Annotated in this window: 17 protein-coding genes; 8 read left to right on the forward strand and 9 right to left on the reverse strand. The window is 65.4% G+C overall.

What is annotated here, in order from left to right; genetic code table 11:
- From AC3WUF_RS07290 to leuC, 4 genes are read right to left on the reverse strand one after another with little or no spacing between them, the layout of a single operon-like run.
- Positions 1 to 753 carry a methyltransferase domain-containing protein gene (locus tag AC3WUF_RS07290; protein ID WP_492423992.1) on the reverse strand — a complete coding sequence of 251 codons (753 nt, stop codon included), beginning with the start codon at positions 751 to 753 and terminating at the stop codon, positions 1 to 3.
- Entirely contained in the window at positions 738 to 1376 is a 639-nt protein-coding gene (gene leuD / locus AC3WUF_RS07295; RefSeq protein WP_492423994.1) for a 3-isopropylmalate dehydratase small subunit, read from the reverse strand. Before leuD ends, AC3WUF_RS07290 begins: the two co-directional genes overlap by 16 nt.
- A 10-nt stretch (positions 1377 to 1386) precedes the next feature.
- Complete coding sequence (locus tag AC3WUF_RS07300) at positions 1387 to 2004, reverse strand: GNAT family N-acetyltransferase (RefSeq protein WP_492423996.1); 618 nt, start codon at positions 2002 to 2004, stop codon at positions 1387 to 1389.
- 28 nt (positions 2005 to 2032) lie between these two features.
- Positions 2033 to 3439 (reverse strand): 3-isopropylmalate dehydratase large subunit, encoded by a 1407-nt coding sequence (gene leuC, locus AC3WUF_RS07305; protein ID WP_492423998.1) that lies wholly within the window; start codon positions 3437 to 3439, stop codon positions 2033 to 2035.
- Positions 3440 to 3554: 115 nt separating this feature from the next.
- On the opposite strand from leuC, the gene AC3WUF_RS07310 reads away from it, so the two are divergent.
- On the forward strand, positions 3555 to 4424 hold the full coding sequence (locus AC3WUF_RS07310) for a LysR family transcriptional regulator (RefSeq protein WP_492424000.1): 870 nt from the start codon (positions 3555 to 3557) through the stop codon (positions 4422 to 4424).
- Between the two features lie 75 nt (positions 4425 to 4499).
- Positions 4500 to 5114 (forward strand): ClpP family protease, encoded by a 615-nt coding sequence (locus tag AC3WUF_RS07315; RefSeq protein WP_492424002.1) that lies wholly within the window; start codon positions 4500 to 4502, stop codon positions 5112 to 5114.
- 73 nt (positions 5115 to 5187) lie between these two features.
- Here the strand turns inward: AC3WUF_RS07315 and AC3WUF_RS07320 are convergent, their stop codons facing one another.
- A complete protein-coding gene (locus tag AC3WUF_RS07320; RefSeq protein ID WP_492424004.1) occupies positions 5188 to 7425 on the reverse strand; it encodes a TonB-dependent receptor family protein in 2238 nt (745 codons plus the stop codon).
- 176 nt (positions 7426 to 7601) lie between these two features.
- On the opposite strand from AC3WUF_RS07320, the gene AC3WUF_RS07325 reads away from it, so the two are divergent.
- The 3 genes from AC3WUF_RS07325 to AC3WUF_RS07335 are packed head-to-tail and all read left to right on the forward strand — an operon-like array spanning position 7602 to position 9494.
- Positions 7602 to 8003 (forward strand): ketosteroid isomerase-related protein, encoded by a 402-nt coding sequence (locus AC3WUF_RS07325; protein ID WP_492424006.1) that lies wholly within the window; start codon positions 7602 to 7604, stop codon positions 8001 to 8003.
- 1 nt (position 8004) lies between these two features.
- The gene (locus AC3WUF_RS07330; RefSeq protein ID WP_492424008.1) at positions 8005 to 8604 is read left to right on the forward strand and encodes a GNAT family N-acetyltransferase; all 600 of its coding nucleotides are present in this window, start codon (positions 8005 to 8007) and stop codon (positions 8602 to 8604) included.
- Complete coding sequence (locus tag AC3WUF_RS07335; protein WP_492424010.1) at positions 8601 to 9494, forward strand: carbon-nitrogen hydrolase family protein; 894 nt, start codon at positions 8601 to 8603, stop codon at positions 9492 to 9494. Before AC3WUF_RS07330 ends, AC3WUF_RS07335 begins: the two co-directional genes overlap by 4 nt.
- Here AC3WUF_RS07335 and AC3WUF_RS07340 read toward each other — a convergent pair.
- The 4 genes from AC3WUF_RS07340 to prmB are packed head-to-tail and all read right to left on the reverse strand — an operon-like array spanning position 9483 to position 13919.
- Positions 9483 to 10733, reverse strand: coding sequence for an Hsp70 family protein (locus tag AC3WUF_RS07340; protein ID WP_492424012.1), 1251 nt, complete (start codon positions 10731 to 10733; stop codon positions 9483 to 9485). The two genes, AC3WUF_RS07335 and AC3WUF_RS07340, sit on opposite strands and share 12 nt — an antisense overlap.
- Positions 10734 to 10735: 2 nt before the next feature.
- Entirely contained in the window at positions 10736 to 11911 is a 1176-nt protein-coding gene (locus AC3WUF_RS07345; RefSeq protein WP_492424014.1) for an MFS transporter, read from the reverse strand.
- 5 nt (positions 11912 to 11916) lie between these two features.
- Positions 11917 to 13017 carry a chorismate synthase gene (gene aroC, locus AC3WUF_RS07350; protein WP_492424016.1) on the reverse strand — a complete coding sequence of 367 codons (1101 nt, stop codon included), beginning with the start codon at positions 13015 to 13017 and terminating at the stop codon, positions 11917 to 11919.
- 5 nt (positions 13018 to 13022) lie between these two features.
- Positions 13023 to 13919 (reverse strand): 50S ribosomal protein L3 N(5)-glutamine methyltransferase, encoded by an 897-nt coding sequence (gene prmB, locus AC3WUF_RS07355; RefSeq protein WP_492424018.1) that lies wholly within the window; start codon positions 13917 to 13919, stop codon positions 13023 to 13025.
- 111 nt (positions 13920 to 14030) lie between these two features.
- Between prmB and AC3WUF_RS07360 the strand changes: the two genes are divergently transcribed.
- From AC3WUF_RS07360 to asd, 3 genes are read left to right on the forward strand one after another with little or no spacing between them, the layout of a single operon-like run.
- A complete protein-coding gene (locus AC3WUF_RS07360) occupies positions 14031 to 14681 on the forward strand; it encodes an SCO family protein (RefSeq protein WP_492424020.1) in 651 nt (216 codons plus the stop codon).
- Positions 14678 to 15112: a copper chaperone PCu(A)C gene (locus AC3WUF_RS07365; RefSeq protein ID WP_492424022.1), complete on the forward strand. Its 435-nt coding sequence runs from the start codon at positions 14678 to 14680 to the stop codon at positions 15110 to 15112. Before AC3WUF_RS07360 ends, AC3WUF_RS07365 begins: the two co-directional genes overlap by 4 nt.
- Before the next feature lie 10 nt (positions 15113 to 15122).
- Positions 15123 to 16013 (forward strand): archaetidylserine decarboxylase, encoded by an 891-nt coding sequence (gene asd / locus AC3WUF_RS07370; protein ID WP_492424024.1) that lies wholly within the window; start codon positions 15123 to 15125, stop codon positions 16011 to 16013.
- Positions 16014 to 16017: the final 4 nt, after the last annotated feature.

A 16017-nucleotide genomic window follows, 5' to 3' on the forward strand; every position in this document is an offset into this window, starting at 1 on the left:
TCAGTTCTTGTGGGCAATGAATCGGAGACGGACGTAATCGGCCGTCCAGGTACCGCTGGAATCCTGCAGCTGCGAGCGCAATCGCTCGCTGACTTCATTCAACATGGCATCGCGGGCCGCTTCCGGCACGTTGACGAGGAACGGCTGCGCAAACGTGTCGAGCCAGCCGCGCACATCGGTCGGCAGCGGCGTCGGTCGCGGATAGGTTTCGATCCGCACGACCGTGAAGCCAGCCTGACGCAGGCGCTCGCCGTAGGCTTCAACACTGGGGAAATACCAGGGATCGACAGCCTGTGCGCCGATGACCGCATGCAGCGCGGCACGAATCGACTCGACGTTGCCCTCGCCGCCCATCTCGGCGACGAAGCGACCGCCCGGCTTCAGCGCACGGAAGCCGCCGGCAATCACCGTGTCCGGATCGCGCTTCATCCAGTGCAGCGCGGCGTTCGAGAACAGCGCATCGAACTCGGCATCGAAACACAGCGCATGACCGTCAACGACGCGCGCGTCGATGCCGCGCTCACGCGCCGCAGCGATCAGCGCCGGACTCGCGTCGACGCCGACGACCTCGCAACCGGCATCAACCAGCTGCTTCGTCAGCACGCCATCGCCACAGCCCAGATCGAGGATGCGCTCGCCCGGCTGCGGCTGCAGCCATTCAAGCAGCGCCGCGCCGAGCGCCGGCACGAACCCGGCGTGCCGGCCGTAACGGTCGGCATGCCAGTGATCCGCAGGGTTCAATTGAACAGCCACGGCGCCTCGACGCGACGCTTGGCCTCGTAAGCCTTGATCGAATCGGCCTGCTGCAGGGTCAAGCCGATCTCGTCGAGACCATTGACCATGTTGTGCTTGTGGTGCGGATTGATCTGGAACTTGAAGACCTTGCCATCCGCCAGCCGCACTTCCTGCGCCGGCAAGTCAATCGTGATCTGCGCCTTGGCGTCCGCACTCACCCGCTCGAAGATCGCCTGCACTTCCTCGGGCTTCAGCACAACCGGCAGCACGCCGTTCTTGAAGCAATTGGAGAAGAAGATGTCGGCATAGCTCGGCGCGATGACGGCGCGGAAGCCGTAGTCGTCGAGCGCCCAAACGGCATGCTCGCGCGAAGAACCGCAGCCGAAGTTGTCGCGCGCAACAAGGATCTGCGCGCCCTTGTGCTTGGCGTCGTTGAGCACGAAGTCGTTGTTGATGCGGCGTGTCGCCGGATCGATATCGAGCGTGCCCGGATCGAGATAACGCCAGTCGTCGAACAGGAACGGGCCGAAGCCGGTGCGGCTGATCGACTTCAGGTATTGCTTGGGGATGATCGCGTCGGTGTCCACGTTCGGACGGTCCAACGGCATCGCATGGGAAGTGACCTGCGTAAATGCCTTCATGATGGTTCCTTTACAGCTGCATTTCCAGGCGCCGGCAATCCGGCACCGGAGCGCGTTGATAATCTCCGCGAAATCTCATTTCGCGAACGAACTTGAAACCGATTCCCTCGTACAACTTCTGCGCGCGCGGATTGGTCACCGCGACATCCAGCCCATAGCGCTTGAACCCGGCCTGTCGCGCACGCACCATCTGCTGGTTCAGCATGCGCGCGCCAACGCCCTGGCCGCGACACTCGGCAGCGACGCCGAAGTTGGCCACATACAGCATGTCGCGCGTCACCGGCTTCATCATCGCAGCGACCTGCAGCGCGCGGCGGATCACAGCAAGCGCAGTCAGCAGCGGATAGAACGCCAGGATCTGCGCAACGAAGCCCAGCGACAGACGCAGTTCATCCCGACCGCTGTAGAACGCGCCAGCGCCGACGACCTGCCCATCGCGCTCGGCCACCCAGTGATTGCGGTGGCCCTGGAATCCGCGCCCGTCGGCAAAGGCGTAGCGCAGGAAATCCAAGGCGGTCTTGCCGCCGTCGCGCAAGATGTAGTCGTAGGCTTCTGGGCCCGAGCTGTAGACCAGCGGCGCCGCGGCTGCGGCGTCGTCGGCCCTCGCAGGTCGGATGTCCAGGCTCATTGCCGAAGGCGGGCCGATTTCACGCCGACTACAGCGAACGCACGTCGACGAAGTGGCCGGCAATACCCGCCGCCGCCGCCATCGCCGGAGACACCAGGTGTGTACGACCACCGGCACCCTGGCGCCCTTCGAAGTTGCGGTTGCTGGTCGATGCGCAGCGTTCGCCCGGCTCCAGACGGTCGGCATTCATCGCCAGGCACATCGAACAACCCGGCTCGCGCCATTCGAAACCGGCATCGAGGAAAATCTTGTCCAGGCCTTCCAACTCGGCCTGTTCCTTCACGAGACCCGAACCCGGCACGACCATCGCCAGCTTGACGTTGGCGGCCTTCTTCCTGCCCTTGACGATGGCAGCGGCGGCGCGGATGTCCTCGATGCGCGAGTTCGTGCAGGAACCGATGAAGACCTTGTCGATCGTGATCTGCTCGATCGGCATGTTCGCGGTCAGGCCCATGTAGGCCAGCGCCTTTTCCATGCCGCTGCGCTTGACGACATCGCTCTCGCGCGCCGGATCCGGCACGCTCGCCGACACTGGCCCGACCATCTCCGGCGAAGTGCCCCAGGTGACCTGCGGCTCGATGTCGCGCGCGTCGATCTCGACGACGGCGTCGAACTTCGCACCGGGATCGCTCTTCAGCTGCTTCCAGTTCGCGACTGCGGCATCCCACTGCGCCGGCGTCGGCGAATACGGGCGGCCTTTCACGTAGGCAATCGTCTTGTCGTCCACCGCAACCAGACCGGCGCGTGCGCCGCCCTCGATCGCCATGTTGCACAAGGTCATGCGGCCTTCCATCGTCAGGTCTTCGATCGCCTCACCGGCGTATTCGATGACAAACCCCGTGCCGCCGGCAGTACCGATGCGGCCGATGATCGCCAGCGTGATGTCCTTGGCAGTGACGCCGGGGCCGACGTGGCCCTTGACGCGGATCAGCATCGCCTTGGACTTCTTCAGCACCAAGGTCTGCGTCGCCAGCGCGTGCTCGACTTCGGAGGTGCCGATGCCGAACGCCAGTGCGCCGAACGCGCCGTGCGTCGAAGTGTGCGAGTCGCCGCAGACCACGGTCATGCCCGGCAGGGTCGCGCCCTGCTCCGGGCCGATGACGTGGACGATGCCCTGCCGCACATCCATCAGGTCGAACTTGGTGATGCCGAACTCGGCGCAGTTGCTGTCCAGCGCGGCGAGCTGCGCGCGCGAGATCGGATCGGCAATGCCCAGGCGTCGGTCGACGGTCGGCACGTTGTGGTCCGGCACGGCCAGGTTGGCGGCCAGGCGCCAGGGCTTGCGGTCGTTGAGGCGCAGGCCGTCGAAGGCCTGCGGGCTGGTCACTTCATGGACCAGATGGCGGTCGATGTAGATCAGCGAAGCACCGTCGCCGGCGGGGCTGACGACGTGCGCGTCCCAGATCTTGTCGTAGAGGGTCTTGGCGTGGCTCATGGCTGGAACCCGGTGTTGGCAGTGGAAACGGGGCGCATCTTAGGTCCGGATGATCAATAACTCCAATGAATCGTTTTTATATACTTCATTCCTGTTTGGAATTTATGGATGCGCCATGGACACCCAGTTTCTGGCTGCTTTCGTCGAAGTCGCCGAAAGCGCCTCGTTCACCCAGGCCGGCGAGCGCCTGCACCTGTCGCAGCCGGCGATCAGCAAGCGCATCACGGCGCTGGAGCAGCAGATCGGCCAGTCGCTGTTCGACCGCGTCGGCCGCACCGTCAGCCTGACCGATGCCGGCCGCACCTTGCTGCCCTACGCACGCAAGACCCTGCAGGACATCGAAGACGCACGCCGTGCGCTGTCGCAGCTCGACGGCAGCGTCAGCGGCCGGCTGTCGATCGGCACCAGCCATCACATCGGCCTGCACCGCCTGCCGCCGGTGCTCGGCCAGTTCACCCGCGAATACCCGCAGGTCGACCTCGACATCCACTTCATGGATTCGGAAGTCGCTTGCCAGGCCGTGCTCGCCGGCAAGCTCGAACTCGGCATCGTCACCCTGCCGACGCAGCCGCTGCCGCAGCTGATGACACGCAAGGTCTGGCCGGACCCGCTGATTGTCGTCAGCGCACCGGACCACCCGCTGGCCGGCAAGCGTCAGGTTTCGCTGATCCAGCTCGCCGAACATCCGGCCGTCATGCCCGACGAGGCGACCTATACCCATCGCATCGTCACCGCGGCACTGGAGGCCGAGGGCGTCAAGCCGCATGTGCGCCTGGCGACGAATTATCTGGAGACGCTGAAGATGCTCGTCGTCATCGGCCTGGGCTGGAGCGTGCTGCCGGAATCGATGCTCGACGACAGCCTCGCCCGCCTCAACGTGCCGCGCCTGCGCCTGCGCCGCGAGCTGGGCATGGTCTGGCATCAGAAGCGCACGCTGTCCGGCGCCGCGCAGGCGCTGATGCGCCTGCTGCCGGCGACGCGATGAGCAGCTTCAACGCCGCGGCGATAGCCCGGCTATCCTAGTGCCCCCGAGTACAGCCGAACACAGAACATGCCTGTCATGAGCGACGAAAAAACCAGCCCCGCACCGAATTCCAACACCTCCCCGTTCACGCCGATCGACCAGCACCTGTTCGAATCGCGCACGGTCTTCGTCAGTGGCGAAGTCGACTCGGACCTGGCGCAGAAGGTCAATCGCCAGCTGATGGCGATGGAACGCGCCAATCCGACGGCGCCGATCGTGCTGTGGATCGACTGCCCGGGTGGCGAGGTTTATTCCGGCTTCTCGATCTACGACACGATTCGCTTCATCCAGCCGCGGGTCATCACGGTCGCTTCGGGCATCGTCGCGTCGATGGGTTCGGTGATCGCGCTCGCGGCCGAGAAGGAAAACCGCCTGAGTCTGCCGAACGCCAAGTTCCTGATTCACCAGCCGCTGATCGGCGGCGTGCTGCGCGGCCAGGCGTCGGATATCGACATCCACGCCAAGGACATCATCGCGCTCAAGAAGAAGATGCATCAGCTGTACGCCGAACGCACCGGCGGCAGCGTCGAGAAGTTCGTCGAGCTGATGGAGCGCGACCGCTGGGTCGAGCCGATCGAGGCGATCGAGCTGGGACTCATCTCGAAGATCATCGACCAGCGCAAGGCGCTGGACGCGATCGTCAAGGGCTAAAGACTCTCCGCAGAACGAAACAGCCCGGGAACCCCGCAAGGGATTCCCGGGCTGGCGTTGTAGCCGCGTCCAATCAGAACTTGGCGCGGATTCCCGCCGTGAGCTGCTGCGGCAGACCCGGACGCGCACCCGCCGGGCGACGTGACGCGATCCACTCCTCGTCGGTCAGGTTATCGACCCGGGTGTAGAGCTCGACCAGCCGGCTCAGCTGATACCCGGCCATCAGATCCACGATAAACGCCGACTCGGTGCGCCGCGAGGTGTTCGCCGCGTTCGTGCTCATGTCATCGAGATAATTGCCGGCCAGGTTCAGGCGCCACTTCGCGTGTTCCACGCCGAGTTGGACGTTGACGACCTGCTCGGGCAGGTACGGCAGTTTGTCGCCGCGCTGCACATTGCCCCACTCGTCGAAGTCGCTTTCGAAGCTGGTCGAGAACTCGGCGTTGGTCCAGGTGTAGCCGACGCGCGCCGGCACCCGAACCGCCCAGCCGTTGGCCTGACCGATGTCGTACGCCAGGCTGGCCTCGACACCGCGCACCTGCGCTTCGCCGCCGTCGTACTGGTCGCCGATCGTGCAGCCACCGCCGGACGAGGCCGTGCAGGTACCGACCAGATTGCTGTAGTCGTTCCAGAAGCCGATCAGTTCGGACTGCAGCGCACCGTGCGACCAACGCGCGCCGGTCTCGATGTTGATGCTCTTTTCCGGATCCGTGTCGGAGCCCGGTCCGGGCGGATTGAAGCCGCTGTGCCCGCTGGCGAACAGCGTCAGCGCGTCGGTCGCCAGCCAGCTGACGCCCAGACCCGGCATCCAGGCCGACACCGATGACTTGCGTACACCGGTCGGCGGCTGGCTGCGCCCATCGGGCTGCTTGAGGTAATCGGTGCGGGTCAGGTCGATGTTCTCGTAACGCACGCCCGGCGTGATGATCCAGCGGCCGAGGCGCATCTCGTCCTGCAGATACACCGCGAGCGCCTCGGCCTCGCCGATCCGGTTGTCCTGCGAGCCGGCCGCGCCGGTGCTGGAAAGCACCATATCGCCGTTGACCATGCTGTAGCGGTCATCCGACTGGAAGCGATCCTCGTTGTCCTCGTGGTACCGCACGCCGAGCTCGAGGCCGTGCATCATGCCAGCGCTACCCAGATTCCAGCCCAACACGCTCTGCACGCCGCGCGAGTCGTAGCTGCGGTTGTTGTTGCGCAGACGCAGCGCGCCGTCCGGGCTGCTGGCGCCAGTCAGCCACTGGTACTGGTCGGCATTGGTCTCGGGGTCGACGACGATGTCGTCAATCGAAATCCAACCGCTGTCGTCGCTGCTGCGCACGTCGTTGAGCTTGTACCAGTTGCGCTTGAATTGATTGCGGTAGGCGACGGTCGTCACCTCGACCGCGTCGGAGAAGCGGACGTTGTGGCGCAGTTCGATCTGCTCGTTCTCGGCACGGATGTTGTCCTCCTGCGAGCCGGCGTAACGGCGATTCGACATGGCGGCGAAATCAGCATCGGTCAGACCCAGATAGGTTTCATTGCTGTCCTGCCGCAGCCTGCCCAGCTTGATCTCCAGCGACTGCGGCACGCTGGCGCCGGCCGCCGTGTTGACCCGGAACTTGCCCAGGTAATCTTCTAGCGTGTAGCCGGTGCCGCCGCCATTGTCGAGGCGCTTGAAGCCATCGCTGCTCTGCTGCGCGGTTTCGAACAGCCAGCCGTAGTGCTCGGCGCTGGAACCGGCCCATGCATGGGTCTTCAACGTTGTATCGCTGCCGAACGAGAAGTCGACCAAGCCCGCGGTACGATCAGGAATCGGAGTGGAGATCAGGTTGATAACACCGCCCGTCGTGCGCGGACCGCTGCGAATCGTCGAAGAACCCTTGAGCACCTCGACCGCACTGATGCGCGCCATCGTCGGAAAGAAGTACGCCGACGGTGCCGAATAGATCGCCGGTGCGGCCGGCACGCCGTCCTCCAGCACCGTGATGCGACCGTTGCGGTCGGTGCCAGAGCCGCGGATACCGATGTTCGGACGCAGGCCGTAGCCCTCTTCTTCGATCGCGTATACACCGTTGACCTGGCGCAGCACGCGCTGCACGTCGCTGTAACCCATCGTCTCGAGCGCTTCGGTGTTGAGGTACGTGGCGGAACCGGCTGTCTGCGCGGCGCGCTCCGGACTGCCGACCACGGTCAGCTGCTCGAGCACGACCGGCTCGTTCTTGGCCTTGTCCTTCGTGGCATCGGCTGCCTTCTGCGCGTTGGCCGGCGTGGCGATACAGAACAGCAGCGCAGCCATCGCTGGCACGCGCTTCAGCGTGAACACTTGCATGAGGTCCCTCCCTAAGGGATTGATTTTTTGATGTTTGCAGAAAGCAGCAGGCTCTAAGCCGGCCAAAGCTATATGAGACTTGTTCTTATCTGCAAGGGACTAAACAGTAACTTTTGCGGATGAGACAACGTCCACTGCACGTACACTGCGTACCCCTGAAACCACGCTCATTCCGCATGTCCTCCGCCGATCTGCTCCGCCGTTATTACGCCGCCTTCAATGCCCGCGACTGGGAGGGTTTCTTCGCCCTGCTGACCGACGACGTCGTCCACGACCTGAACCAGGGCGCACGCGAGCACGGCAAGGCCGCGTTCCGCACGTTCATCGACCGCATGAACGCGAGCTACAGCGAGCAGATCGTCGACATCGCGATCAGCGTCAGCGCCGACGGCCAGCGCGCGGCGGCCGAATACGTCGTGATCGGCACCTACCTGAAGACCGACGAGGGCCTGCCGCCGGCGACTGGCCAGACCTATCGCCTGCCCGGCGGCGCGTTCTTCGAGATTCGCGACGGCCTAGTCTCGCGCGTCACGAACTACTACAACCTGCAGGATTGGCTGCGTCAGGTCGGAGCCTGAGTTGGCAACGTTGCGCATCGAGTCGCTGTACGGCGCCGACATCGCGCGCGATCTCGATGCGCTCGCCGACATGCGCTGCGCCGTGTTCCGCGACTGGCCGTATCTGTACGAAGGCTCACGCGCCTACGAGGCGAAATACCTGCAGGTCTACATCGACTGCCCGCGTGCGCTGTGCGTGCTGGTCTGGGACGGCGAGCGCTGCGTCGGCGCGTCGACCGTGATCCCGCTCGCCGATGCGCCGCGCGACATGCAGCAGCCGTTCATCGACGCCGGCCTGGATCTGTCGCGCATCGACTACTTCGGCGAATCGGTGTTGCTGCGCGAGTATCGCGGCAGGGGCCTGGGCGTGAAGTTCTTCGAGTTGCGCGAGGCGCATGCGCGCGCATTGCAGCTGCCGGTCTGCGCGTTCTGCGCGGTGCAGCGGCCGGACGATCATCCGCTCAAGCCGGCGGACTACGTGCCGAACGACGCGTTCTGGCAGCGCCGTGGGTATCGCAAGGCGTCGGAGCTGCAGACCACACTGGACTGGCCGGATATCGGCGCAGCACAGTCGACACGCAAGCCGATGACGTTCTGGCTGCGCGAACTGGAATCCGCATGAGTGCCTTCAAGCTGGCGGCCGCGCAATTCCCGGTGTCGGAGCCCGCCGACTGGGCAACATTCGAACGGCAGATTGCGGACTGGGTCGCCGAAGCCGCCGAGGCCGGCGCACGGCTGCTCGTGTTTCCCGAATACGCAGCGATGAGTCTGCCTGCGCTGTTCGAGGCCGCGGTGCGCAACGATCTCGCCCGCCAAGTGCAGGCCGTGCAGGCGCTGCGCGAGCGCTACGTTGAACTGCATCGGCAGCTCGCGCAGACGCATCGCGTCTACCTGCTCGCCGGCAGTTTTCCGTGGACGCTGGCGGACGGCCGCAGCGTCAACCGCGCGTGGTTCTTCGCCGCCGACGGCAGCGCGGAGTTCCAGGACAAGCAGATCATGACCCGCTTCGAGCGCGAGAGCTGGAACATCGCGGGCGATGCGGCGCTGAAAGTCTTCGACACCGCACTCGGCCGCATCGCGGTCAACATCTGCTACGACAGCGAGTTCCCGCTGCTCGCGCGTGCGCAAGTCGAAGCCGGTGCCGAACTGATCCTGGTGCCGAGCTGCACCGACACCCTCGCCGGCTACCACCGCGTCCGCGTCGGTTGCCAGGCGCGCGCGCTGGAGAACCAGTGCATCGTCGTGCAGGCGCCGCTGGTCGGCGAAGCGCCGTGGTCGGCGGCCGTCGACGTCAACGTCGGCGCGGCTGGCGTGTTCGGTCCGCCCGATCGTGGCTTTCCGGACGACGGCGTGCTCGCCTTGGGAGAAATGAATCGGGCGCAGTGGCTATACGCCGATATCGATCTCGCCGCTGTCGCTGCGGTACGCCGCGACGGTCAGGTCTTCAACCATCGCCATTGGGCCGAGCAGTCGTCGGCACACGCCGCGCAGCGGGTCGCCCTAGGTAAATAACTTCGCCGCGTGCAGTCCGAGGCCACTGGCGACGCTGGAGAACTTGTCGCCGAGAACCACCTGACTGTCGGTGAAGGCAGCGGCGATGGTCTGCCGCAGGTGGCTCAACCCGGTTGAACCGCCCGTGAAGTACAGAGCGTCGATCTGCGCCGGCTTGATGCCGGCCGCACGGACGGTCTCGACGGCCGTATCGGCAACGCGCGACAAGGGCCGGTCCAATGCCCGCATGACCAGCGCTTCGCCGACTGCGGCGGTCAATCCACGCTCGATGAAATCGAGATTGATCTGCGCGGCGCCGCCCTCAGCCGTCGCGACCTTGGCCTCTTCGACCAGCCCGGCAATACGGTGCCCCTCGCGGTCACGCAATACCTGCATCAGACGCGCATGCAGCCGCGGCTCCGCGAAAAACGGCCGCAGCGTCTCCGCATCGGCCAGCGCGCGCGGCGAATACAGGAAATTGATGCGATGCCAGGTCGCCAGCTCGAAGTAGGTCTGGATCGGCACCGGCTTGCCGGTTTCGCCGAGCGAGCCCATGCCCAGATGCGGCATCACCGCCGCCAGGCTCAGCTGCTGGTCGAAGTCGGTCCCGGCGATGTGGATGCCGGCGTTGGCGAGCACGTCGGCGCTGCGATCGAGACGTTGCCGGCGCTGCGGGCCGAGGCGGATCAGCGAGAAGTCCGACGTACCGCCGCCGATGTCGACGACCAGCACCAGGGTTTCGCGCTGCAGGCGTGTTTCAAAATCGAGTGCCGCGGCAATCGGCTCGAACTGGAACTGCACGTCGCTGAAGCCGGCGTCTTTCGCGATCTGCTCCAGCGTGACCTGCGCCTGCCCGTCGCGCTCGTCGCTGTCGTCGACGAAATGCACGGGCCGGCCGAGCACGACGCGCTCGAGGCGCTGGCCGCTGTTGGCTTCCGCGACCGCCTTCAGGTGCTCGACGTAGTGACCGATGATGCTGCGATAGGCCAGCGACTTGCCGTTGATCAATGTCGTCTCATCGATCAGTTCGCTGCCGAGCAGGCTTTTCAGCGAGCGCATCAGGCGACCGCTGAAGCCGGTCTGGTATTCGGAAATCGCCTGGCGGCCGAAGACAATCGTCCGCTCGTCGGCATTGAAGAACACCGCAGTCGGCATCGTGTCGCGATCGCGCTCCAGCGGCGTCAGGCTGCCTTGCGCGCCGACGCCGACATATACGGCGGAATTCGAGGTTCCAAAATCGATGGCTGCGTAAGCGTTCATGGTTACAGCGCGGTTCCACGGGGGTTCGGCAGATAGCGCCAGGCGACCGCGGTGCCGATCGCCGCGACCAGACCGGCCGCATAGAACGCCGCTTCCGGCGCCACGCCCTGCCACAGATAACCGGCACCGATGCTGCCGATCGAACCGCCGATGCCGTAGGCAGCGGCGTTGTAGACCGCCTGGCCGCGCCCATGCAGCGCCGGCGGGAACAAGCGTGTGACGTAATGCATCGCGACCGAATGATAGACGCCGAAAGTGATCGCATGCGCCAGCTGCACGCAGATCAGCACCGGCAGGGAGTCGACCATGCTCGCGGTCAGCAGCCAGCGCAGCGTCGTCGCCACCAGGGCGATGAGCATCATGCGCCGCGCGCCCAGCTGCGCAATCCAGCGGCCGACGATCAGGAACACGCCGATCTCGGCGACGACGCCGATCGTCCACAGCACGCCGGCGAAACTGCGGCTGTAGCCATGGCGCTCGAGAAACAGCGTGAAGAAGTTGTAGTACGGCGAAAAGCTCAGCTGCGAGCACAGGCAGACGACGAGCAGGGCGATCACTTCCGGCCGTCGGAGCACGCTCCAGATGCTGCTGTGCGGCGCGTCCTTCGCGTGCAGCACCGGCGACTCCGGCACCAGCCAGGTCGAGGCCGCCATGCCAACCCAGAAGGCGCCGACCAGCCAGGGCAGCCAGATCACACCTGTCACATCAAGCGCGGCGCCGATGCCGAGCACGGTGGCGATGAAACCGACCGAACCCCACAGGCGCACGCGGCTGTAGTCGCCGCCGCTCTTGTACAGATGATTGATCGTGACGACTTCGAACTGCGGCAGCAGCGCGTGCCAGAACAGCGTGTAGGCCAGCATCAGCCCGCCGATCCACAGGATGTTGTCGACGAAGGGAATCGCCATGAACGTGATCAATGCGGCGATGCTCGCCCAGCGGATCAGCGCGACGCGCTTGCCGGTGTGGTCCGCGTACCAGCCCCACAGGATCGGCACGATCGAGCGCGTGACGCCCATCAACGCGAACGCAATGCCCATCTGCAGCGGCGTGAAGCCGCGCGCCTGCAGATACGGCGCCCAGTACGGCATGAACGCGCCGACGGTCGCGTAGTAGAAAAAGTAGAACGATGCCAAGCGCCAGTGCAGGCGCTCAACGCCTGCGGATGGCGCGAGCATGAGGCTTAGGATGCCTCGCCCGGAATGCGCGGCGTCGCCGGCTTGACGTCGGCGTTCTGTGCGCGTTGACGCAGATAATGATCCATCAGCACCAGCGCCATCATCGCCTCGCCGATCGGCGTCGCGCGCAGGCCGACGCAGGGATCGTGACGGCCAGTGGTGCGCATGTCGGTCGCCGCGCCGGTCTCGTCGATGCTCTTGCCCGGCGTCGTGATGCTCGACGTCGGCTTGATCGCGTAGCGTGCGTAGATCGTCTGCCCGGTCGAGATGCCACCGGCAATGCCGCCGGAGTGATTGCCGAGGAAACCTTCGGGCGACATCTCGTCGCGATGCTCGGTGCCGAGCATCGTCGCGACGCGCATGCCGTCGCCGATCTCGACGCCCTTGACCGCGTTGATCGACATCAGCGCATAGGCCAGTTCCGCATCGAGGCGATCGAAGACCGGCTCGCCGAGGCCCGGCGGCACGTTGCGCGCTTCGACATACAGCAGCGCACCGACCGAGTCGCCGTCGGAGCGCAGCGCGTCGATGCGCGCTTCGAGTTCGGGAACTCGCCCGGGGTCGGCGCAGAAGAAGGGATTGCCGTTGACCGCCGACCAGTCGTTGCGTGCGCAGACGATATTGCCCATCTGCTCCAGGCAACCGCGAATCTCGACGCCGAGACGCTCGCGCAGATACTTGCGCGCGATTGCACCGGCGGCGACGCGCACCGCCGTCTCGCGTGCGGACGAACGGCCGCCGCCGCGATGGTCGCGCACGCCGTACTTCTGCACATAGGCGTAATCGGCATGGTTCGGCCGGAACACCTGCTTGATCTTCTCGTAGTCGTAGCTGCGCTGGTCGGTGTTGCGGATCAGCAGCGCGATCGGCGTACCGGTGGTCTTGCCTTCGAAGACGCCGGACAGGATCTCGACCTGATCGGCTTCCTTGCGCTGCGTGACGTACTTCGACGTGCCCGGCTTGCGGCGGTCCAGATCGATCTGGATATCGGCCTCGGTCAGCGCCAGACCCGGCGGACAGCCGTCGACGACACAGCCGATCGCCGCGCCGTGACTTTCGCCAAAGCTGGTCACCGTGAACAGGGTGCCGAGGGTGTTGCCGGACATCGTCGTTAGGCTCCAGGCAGGGCTTCGCGGGCGATGACGAACACGCCATCGCCGCCATGCTCGAAATCGATCCAGGTCACCGGCAACCGCGGCCAGCGCGCTTCAAACTCGTCGACATAACCGCCGACTTCACAGATCAGCAGGCCGCCCGGATTGAGCCGCGCCGCGGCCTCGTCGAGGATGCGCGCGACGACATCCATGCCGTCGCCGCCCGCCTCAAGCGCCATTTTCGGCTCGTGCAGGTATTCGGGCTGCAGCCCCTTCCACTCCGCGGTCGGCACATAGGGCGGATTGGCGACGATCAGGTCGTAGCGCGCATCGCCGAGGCCGGAGAACACGTCGGACTTGCAGGCGCGGACCCGCTCGCCGACCGCATGCCGCTTGATGTTCCTGCGGCAGACCGCCAGCGCCCCGGCACTCAGCTCAGCGAGATCGACCTGTGCTTGCGGGAATGCCAGCGCGGTCGCGATGCCGATGCAACCGCTGCCGGCACACAGATCGAGGACGTGTTCCGGTGCCTGCTGCAGCCAAGGCTGGAATTCGCGGCCGATCAACTCGCCGATCGGCGAACGCGGCACCAGAACGCGCTCGTCGACCTCGAACGCCAATCCGGCAAATTGCGCGATGCCCAGCAGGTATGCGGCCGGCTTGCGTGTCGTCACGCGCGCCTTGAGCAGCTTGACAACCGCGGCACGCTCGGACGCGGTCACGTTCGCTTCGAGATACAAGGTCGGCAGATCGAACGGCAGATGCAAGGTCTGCAGCACGATGTAGTAGGCATCGTCGAGTGCGTTCTCGGTGCCGTGCCCGAAAGTCAGGCCTGCTTCACGAAAACGGCTCGCGCCCCAGCGCACGAGATCGCGCACCGTCGCCAGCGTTTGCGTGTCGTCGAGCCTGCTCATGCGGCGTCTGTCCGGTCAGCCTATGAAATAATGGGCGCGCATTATGCGGTGCGGCCGGTGGCCGCGCCAAACCCACAGGCCTCCGCCGAGGCTTTCCGAGACCTGAAAACCGTGGCGACGACAAATCCTGCGAACAAGTCCGCGCTGTTGGTGATCCTGGGCGCCCTGGCACTGATCGGCGGCGTGTTCGCCGCGATCTACCTGGGCCCCAGCGGCACGGCCGGCGGCAAGAGCATCAATTCCGGCACCCTGCTGCAGACGCCGCGCACGCTGCCGGAGTTCACCTTGACCGACGAGCTCGGCCAGCCGTTCGGCGTCGAGCAGCTGCGCGGCCGCTGGACGCTGCTGTTTCCCGGCTTCACCTATTGCCCCGATGTCTGCCCGACGACGCTGGCCCTGCTGAAAGTCGTACAGACGCAGCTCGGCGAGGCCGCCGCGGCACAGCTGCAGATCGCACTGTTCTCGATCGACCCCGAACGCGACACGCCGGAAACCCTCAAGCGCTACGTGCAGTTCTTCAGCCCGAGCTTCAAGGGCGTGACGACTGCCGAACCGGGCCTGCAGAAAGTCGCCGCCGCGCTGGGGGTTGCCTACATCAAGGTGCCCGGCGAAGGCGAAGGTCCGGAAGGAAAGAGCTACACGATGGACCACTCGGCGGCGTTGGTGCTGATTAATCCGCAGGGTCAGCTCGCTGGCTATTTCACGCCGCCGTTCCAGGTCGACGCGCTGGTCAAGGATCTGCAGACACTGCTCGTACCATGAAATCAATCGGATCGTTCACTGCCCTGCTCGCCCTGCTGCTGGCCGCCTGCAAGCCAGCCCCCGAGGGCCCCGCGCTGTCCGCCAGAGATGCCTGGGTCCGCGCCGCACCCCCTGGCGTCAGCGTGATGGCTGGCTACGCGACGCTGACCAATCGCGGCGATCAGCCGATCCACTGCGATGGCGTGTCCGGCAAGGATTTCGGCGCCGCCGAGATTCATCGCACCGTCATCGAGAATGGCGACTCGCGCATGCTGCGCGATCAGGTTCTCGAAGTGCCGCCCGGCAAGGAGGCGGCGTTCGCGCCGGGCAGCTTTCACCTCATGCTGTTTCGCCCCCAGCGTCTGTTCGCCGTCGGCGACACTACCCATCTGGTTCTCCGCTGCGGCGAGCAACAGCTCGGCGTCGACTTCCAGATCCGCAATCCCTCATAGAGATTCGTTCATGGCTCAGGAAATCACCGACGCCAGCACTTCGGACCGCTTGTTCGCCGGCCTGCAGCGCATCCTGCCGACGCGCTGGCTGTCGATGCAGGTCTATCGCATCACGCAGATCCGCCATGTCGGCTTCAAGAACGCGCTGATCAAGCTGTTCATGCGCGGATTCACGATCGATCTCAGCGAAGCCCAGTACAGCGCCCCGGAGTTCTACGACAGCTTCAATCACTTCTTCACGCGCGCGCTCAAGCCCGGCATGCGCCCCCTGCCCGCCGATCCGCATGCGCTGGCGAGCCCGGTCGACGGCACGATCAGCCAGTTCGGCGAAATCCGCGACGGCCAGATCTTCCAGGCCAAGGGGCATACGTATTCGGTCGTCGAACTGCTCGGCGGCGATGTCGAAGCCGCACAGGCGTTCGTGAACGGCCGCTTCTGCACCATCTACCTGGCGCCGTACAACTATCACCGTATCCACATGCCGCTGACCGGCAACCTGCGCGGCTGGTCGTATGTGCCCGGCCGCCTGTTCAGCGTCAATGCCGCCACGGCGCGCGCGATGCCGAACCTGTTTGCGCGCAACGAACGCGTCAACACCCTGTTCGACACCGAGGCCGGCATCTTCGGCCTGACCATGATCGGCGCGCTGTTCGTCGGCTCGATGGAAACCGTCTGGACCGGCCAGATCTCGCCGCCGCACGAGCGCGGCGAGCCCGGCTTCTACGCGCCGATGCAGCCGCGTCAGCTGGTCCGCGGCGAGGAAATGGGGCGCTTCAACATGGGTTCGACGGTCATCCTGCTGACGCAGCCCGGCGCTGTCGACTGGGATGCCGCCCTGCAGCCCGGCCAGGCAGTACGCATGGGCCAGTCGCTGGGCACCTGGCACCCGCAGGCGCGCTAGCGAA

This window comes from Fontimonas sp. FW305-C-3, assembly GCF_058783185.1.

What these genes read in the sequence shown, in the direction of transcription:
- leuC (WP_492423998.1), bottom strand. Translation starts at nt 3,439, where the DNA reads ATGAGCCACGCCAAGACCCTCTACGACAAGATCTGGGACGCGCACGTC.
- AC3WUF_RS07365 (WP_492424022.1), top strand. Translation starts at nt 14,678, where the DNA reads ATGAAATCAATCGGATCGTTCACTGCCCTGCTCGCCCTGCTGCTGGCC.
- AC3WUF_RS07340 (WP_492424012.1), bottom strand. Translation starts at nt 10,733, where the DNA reads ATGAACGCTTACGCAGCCATCGATTTTGGAACCTCGAATTCCGCCGTA.
- asd (WP_492424024.1), top strand. Translation starts at nt 15,123, where the DNA reads ATGGCTCAGGAAATCACCGACGCCAGCACTTCGGACCGCTTGTTCGCC.
- AC3WUF_RS07310 (WP_492424000.1), top strand. Translation starts at nt 3,555, where the DNA reads ATGGACACCCAGTTTCTGGCTGCTTTCGTCGAAGTCGCCGAAAGCGCC.
- prmB (WP_492424018.1), bottom strand. Translation starts at nt 13,919, where the DNA reads ATGAGCAGGCTCGACGACACGCAAACGCTGGCGACGGTGCGCGATCTC.
- AC3WUF_RS07345 (WP_492424014.1), bottom strand. Translation starts at nt 11,911, where the DNA reads ATGCTCGCGCCATCCGCAGGCGTTGAGCGCCTGCACTGGCGCTTGGCA.
- AC3WUF_RS07335 (WP_492424010.1), top strand. Translation starts at nt 8,601, where the DNA reads ATGAGTGCCTTCAAGCTGGCGGCCGCGCAATTCCCGGTGTCGGAGCCC.
- leuD (WP_492423994.1), bottom strand. Translation starts at nt 1,376, where the DNA reads ATGAAGGCATTTACGCAGGTCACTTCCCATGCGATGCCGTTGGACCGT.
- AC3WUF_RS07300 (WP_492423996.1), bottom strand. Translation starts at nt 2,004, where the DNA reads ATGAGCCTGGACATCCGACCTGCGAGGGCCGACGACGCCGCAGCCGCG.
- AC3WUF_RS07320 (WP_492424004.1), bottom strand. Translation starts at nt 7,425, where the DNA reads ATGCAAGTGTTCACGCTGAAGCGCGTGCCAGCGATGGCTGCGCTGCTG.
- aroC (WP_492424016.1), bottom strand. Translation starts at nt 13,017, where the DNA reads ATGTCCGGCAACACCCTCGGCACCCTGTTCACGGTGACCAGCTTTGGC.
- AC3WUF_RS07325 (WP_492424006.1), top strand. Translation starts at nt 7,602, where the DNA reads ATGTCCTCCGCCGATCTGCTCCGCCGTTATTACGCCGCCTTCAATGCC.
- AC3WUF_RS07315 (WP_492424002.1), top strand. Translation starts at nt 4,500, where the DNA reads ATGAGCGACGAAAAAACCAGCCCCGCACCGAATTCCAACACCTCCCCG.